General features: G+C 23.8%; 3 protein-coding genes. All 3 read right to left on the bottom strand.

Annotation, left to right across the window (positions count from 1 at the left end):
- Positions 1-199: 199 nt before the first annotated feature.
- The 3 genes from HMPREF0216_RS08725 to HMPREF0216_RS08735 are packed head-to-tail and all read right to left on the bottom strand — an operon-like array spanning position 200 to position 2531.
- Complete coding sequence (locus HMPREF0216_RS08725) at positions 200-829, bottom strand: ATP-binding cassette domain-containing protein (RefSeq protein WP_005213667.1); 630 nt, start codon at positions 827-829, stop codon at positions 200-202.
- Between the two features lie 3 nt (positions 830-832).
- Positions 833-1585: an ABC transporter permease gene (locus HMPREF0216_RS08730; RefSeq protein ID WP_005213668.1), complete on the bottom strand. Its 753-nt coding sequence runs from the start codon at positions 1583-1585 to the stop codon at positions 833-835.
- Positions 1560-2531, bottom strand: coding sequence for an ABC transporter substrate-binding protein (locus HMPREF0216_RS08735; RefSeq protein ID WP_005213669.1), 972 nt, complete (start codon positions 2529-2531; stop codon positions 1560-1562). The genes HMPREF0216_RS08730 and HMPREF0216_RS08735 overlap by 26 nt, the downstream gene beginning before the upstream one ends.
- Positions 2532-2766: the final 235 nt, after the last annotated feature.

Raw genomic sequence — 2766 nt, forward strand, 5'->3', positions numbered from 1 at the left:
AAGCGACTTCTTTATCTTATCACAACTTTCGATTACTGTCAACAACTTTTTTTAAGTTATTTTTGTTTTTCTTTAGCGATAAAACTAATATATCACTTCAAAAGTAATTAATTATTCTCTATATGTTGAATTATTAATTACTTTGTCATCAGCGACGTGTTTTATCTTATCACTACTCCATTACATAGTCAATACTTTTTTATAATTTTTCTATTATATTTTTAAAATCCCCTAATTTGCTACTTTCCAAAATCTGCACAGGTCTATTTCCTAATAAAAATAAATTATCTGCCAAATTTAATATTTCTTCCTTATCATGTGTAACCATTATTATTGTTATTCCTTTTTTTATATTTAAATCTTTAATTATACTTATAATATTGCTTTTACACTTTATATCTAATGATTTAAACGGCTCATCCATTAATATTACATCAAATGTTCCTAATAAAGCTCTCGCAATATTTACTCTTTGCTTCATTCCTCCACTAAGTTCATTAGGATAATAATACTTAAACTCCTTTAATCCTACTTCTTCTAATATTTTATCTATTTCTATTTCCACTTGATCTTCTTTAATATTATTCTTAGCAATAAGCTTCAAGTTTGAATATACATTTTTCCAAGGTATAAGATTATCATTTTGAAATATATATGATATATTTATACCTTTTTGAAGTAATTCATTAGCTATATAATTTAATAGTGTAGTCTTACCACAACCAGAACTACCTATAATACAATTTATTTTGTTGTCTTTTAATTCTATACTGAAATTTTCATAAACTATATCATTCCCATAATTAATATTTATATTTTCTATCCTCATATCCTATCCCTTATACTTTTTTAATAAAAAAATCTTTTCTAAAATCAAATCAAATCCATAAACAATTACTGTTATTATAATCATCCATGCTATAACTGCTGCTGTATTTAATTGCATTTTTTCTAATTGTATCATAGATCCTATTCCATATTTAGGCTGTGCGTAAACCTCACCAGATATAACAACTTTAAAAATTAATGCCAAAGTAGAATTAATAACTTTTTTTAATTCTATTATTATACTTGGAATTATTATTGCATTAATTCTATCAATATTTGATATTTCATATACTTTACACATTTGTATTAAATCTTTATTTATATTTAAAAGAGTATTCAATATTACATCATAAAATATAGGAAATGAAATCACAATTCCTATTATTATTGGCGCAAATTCTTTTGATGTCCATATTAAAATAAGAACTATAAATGCCATAGTTGGTATAGCCTTAATAAATAGAATTATTGGATATAATAAATTATAAATAAATTTACTGTAATAACTACATATTGCTAATACTATTGATATAAATAATGATAATATAAAACTTTCTATGCACCTAATAATACTACTGACTATTAATTTCATAAAATTTACTTCACATATTAAATTATATAAATTTTCTATAACATCAAAAAAAGAAGGCATCAATAGCCTATTATTTATTATAATAGCTACTGATTGCCATATTAATAAAATTATTATACTTGCAATAACTAAATACTTCTTATTCTTTAATGAAGATTGAGTCATATTCTCCACCTTCTCCTTTATTTTCTGTGTCTATAACTGAAAAATATTTTTCATATTCTAAAGTGCATTCTTCAATCTTAGTAAAATTTAAATTACTATTATTTATTGCTTTATCAATAGTATCTTTGTTAATAGTTATCCCCAACACTTCACATTTTTCAGCTGCATCTTGTGGATTATTCTTAACCCACTCTTCACTTTCATTAAAGGTATTAATAATTTCTTCATATAAGCCAGTATCTTTTATACTATTATAAAATTCTTCTTTGATTATTAAAGTTGATTGTGGGTATCCCTTACTAAGATTATTTATTTTAGCCCATTCTTCATTTAAATTTAATATAATCTTTATATCCTTATTTTTATCCATTACTGTAGATAATGCTGGCTCTGGTAAAACAGCATATTTAACTTTTCCACTCATAACCATTGGAGTAAGCTCAGACGCAGCCTCTACATATGAAAATTCAAAATCACTCTCTTTAAAACCTTTATTAGTTAATATATTTCTAAAAACTATATCTGGAGTAAGGCCTTTTCCGGTATTATAAATTTCACAACCTTTTAATTCTGAAATATCTGTTATATCATCTGTTGATACTAAATATAAAGATCCCCATCCTATAGTTGCAGCAATTTTATAATCTAAACCTTTTTTATATGCTTGTAATGCTAAGTTAGAAGGAACAATGGCTAATTCAGCCTCACCCTTCATTAACTCAGATAAAAGTAAATCAGTAGTTTTTTGTATTGAATATTCTATGTTCATATAACTAATCTTTTTATTATCATTCATAGCCTTACTTATTGCTATTGAAGGCAAACCATCTGGACAAATTAAGGTTGCATTTACATCCTCATGCTCTTTAATCTCCTGATTATTACTACAAGATATCATTACACAACTCATTAATAATATCATAAAAATTTTTAATACATTTTTCATATTAATCACCCCAACCTAAATTTTATCATATTATTACATTTATTGTATATTATTTTTATATTTGTTAATATTGATAATTTTAAGAAAATTATATAAGGATTGATATACACTAGAACATCATTAAAATATATTTATTATTTTGATTTCAAACACAAAAACACTTAAAAATCAATCTAAGTGTTTTTGCTTATTTATCTTTTAACTTATAATTTTACATAACAAAAAAGCACCTAGC

The organism is Clostridium celatum DSM 1785 (genome assembly GCF_000320405.1).
Classification (GTDB): Bacteria; Bacillota; Clostridia; order Clostridiales; family Clostridiaceae; genus Clostridium; species Clostridium celatum.

Excerpts from the sequence above, each read along its gene's own strand:
- HMPREF0216_RS08725 (WP_005213667.1), bottom strand. The coding sequence starts at position 829 with ATGAGGATAGAAAATATAAATATTAATTATGGGAATGATATAGTTTAT.
- HMPREF0216_RS08735 (WP_005213669.1), bottom strand. The coding sequence starts at position 2,531 with ATGAAAAATGTATTAAAAATTTTTATGATATTATTAATGAGTTGTGTA.
- HMPREF0216_RS08730 (WP_005213668.1), bottom strand. The coding sequence starts at position 1,585 with ATGACTCAATCTTCATTAAAGAATAAGAAGTATTTAGTTATTGCAAGT.